Raw genomic sequence first — 2,135 nt, forward strand, 5'->3', positions numbered from 1 at the left:
ACGGTCGCCTTCAACCATACCACCGACAGCACCGCGTCGGCCCACGACATAACCCTCTCCGAGGTAGTGACCGAAGGGCTGATCTGGTCGGAAAATGTTCAGAACATAAGCGGTCCCGCCTTCACCTGCGATACCAGCGCGTTGCCGGTGGTGACCTTCTTCTGGGACGAGGCGGACACCTACTATAACGCCGTCAGCCCGGTGCGATTCTCCTTTGACGTGATCATAGCCAATACCGTCGCGCCCAACCAGGTGCTCCCGGACACCGTCCATCTGGAGTGGACAAGCTGGACGATCGGGACCGAGCAGGTCTCGCCCTACAACCCGGACGCCTACGAGCGGACCGGCGACCTCTCCGATCCGGGTGGAACACTCAACGACTACAACGACGAGGACAGCGATCAGGTCACCGTGCCCGACCTTGCCTTAAGCAAACTTCTTCTGGGGGACGGCAACGCGGTAATCGGCGAGACCTTCCAGTACCGGGTCACCATCACCTTGATCGAAGGGACGATGGAGAATGTGACCCTGGTCGATGAGCTCGATCCGGGACTCGCCTTTGTCCGCCAGGACAGTTTCAGCCGCGACCCCGGCATCAGCATCAGCGGCTTGACCACGCCGATCGTCCTCAACCAGGGAAGAGACCTCGTGTGGTTCCTGGGAACGGTGACCAACCCGCCCGGCCCGGCCCCGAACACGGTGACTATCACCTACACGGTCTGCATCACCAACGAGCAGTACAGCTACAACGGGGCGCAGCTCAATAACCTGGCTTTCCTCCTCTATGGAGGCGGCGGGCCGCTGGCCGCCTCCGCCTCCGACACCGAGGTCTACGAGCCCGACCTCCGGGTGGAAAAGGAATTCAACCCCCAGAGCGGGTTGATCGGGGAAACGCTCACCGTCACGCTTTCCGTCTATCATACCGCCGATTCCACCGCTACCGCCCATGACGTGGAACTCAGGGATATCATCCCCCCGGCCTTCGACTGGGAGAACAACATCCAGTACCTCTCCGGCCCCGCCTTTACCGCCGATACCGGCGCTCTTCCCGCCGTCTCCGTTTTCTGGCCGGAGATCCCCCTCTTCTGGGTCCAGACCAACCCCGCCCGCCTCAGCTTCGATGTCTCCTTCAATTCCTCCGGCTCCGGCGGTGACATCGTCTGGAACACCACCGGGGTGGAGTGGACCTCGCTTTCCGGCAACCCGGGACGGATTTCCATCTGGAATAACCTTGCCTACGAGCGGACCGGCGACGAGACCGACCCCGGCGGGACGCTTAACGACTACCACGACGAGGACGCCGCTCCGGCTTGGTTGTTGGGGACCCCTCCGCCCTCGCCGACGGCGACGTTGACCCCCGCCCCCACGCCCTCGAGTACGCCCACACCCAGCATGACGCCGACCCCGACGGCCACGATTCCCACCCCGATTCCCACGCCCACGCTTCTGCCCGGCGTTAAGTGGTCCCAGCTCCCGGATATGCAATTCGGCTATGATGTCAATTCCTTCCGCTGGGAGATCCCCGGGGAAGAGCAGGGCGTGCGGGTCGCCGACGATTTCCTCTGCACGGACGGGAGCAATATCACCCATATTCGCTGGTGGGGAAGCTATCCGGGCTACTCCGAGGATACGGACGCGCCGGTATCCCCGCCGGGCTGCCCCAATAGGAGTTTCCAGGTCAACTGGTACGAGTACACCCACCCCGGGAGCTTCAGCCGGCCCGGCACGATTCTGGCCTCCTCCAGTTGCGAGGTTTACCGGGAGACGTGGCTCGGGACCGTCCCCGCTTGGGGGGAGGAGACCAGCGGCTGCTGGTTCCAGTACACCGACCAGTGGGAGCACGAATTCCAGTATGAAAGCTGTCTGCCCTGCCCCTTCTCCCAGACCGCCGGCTACTACTATTTTGTCAGCATCGAAGCCGTGTATAACAATCTGTGCGGGAGCAATTACTGGGGCTGGAAGACCAACCTGGACCACTGGAACGACGATGCCGCCGAGAAGTGGACCACCGACGGTCTGCAATGGAGCGACTGGAGTGAGCTCACCTACCGCTGCGGCGGTCATCCACGGTCGGGCCAGACCCTGGACATGGCCTTCGAGCTTCTGAGCGGTCCCTGCTTTACTCCCACGCCATC

Annotated in this window: 1 protein-coding gene; it reads left to right on the forward strand. The window is 62.8% G+C overall.

Translation table 11 applies throughout. The features are described 5' to 3' along the window. A partial coding sequence (locus NTW26_12040) for a hypothetical protein (protein ID MCX7022978.1) occupies positions 1-2,135 on the forward strand: 2,135 nt, incomplete at both ends.

This window comes from bacterium (assembly GCA_026398675.1).
Lineage (GTDB): Bacteria > RBG-13-66-14 > RBG-13-66-14 > RBG-13-66-14 > RBG-13-66-14 > RBG-13-66-14.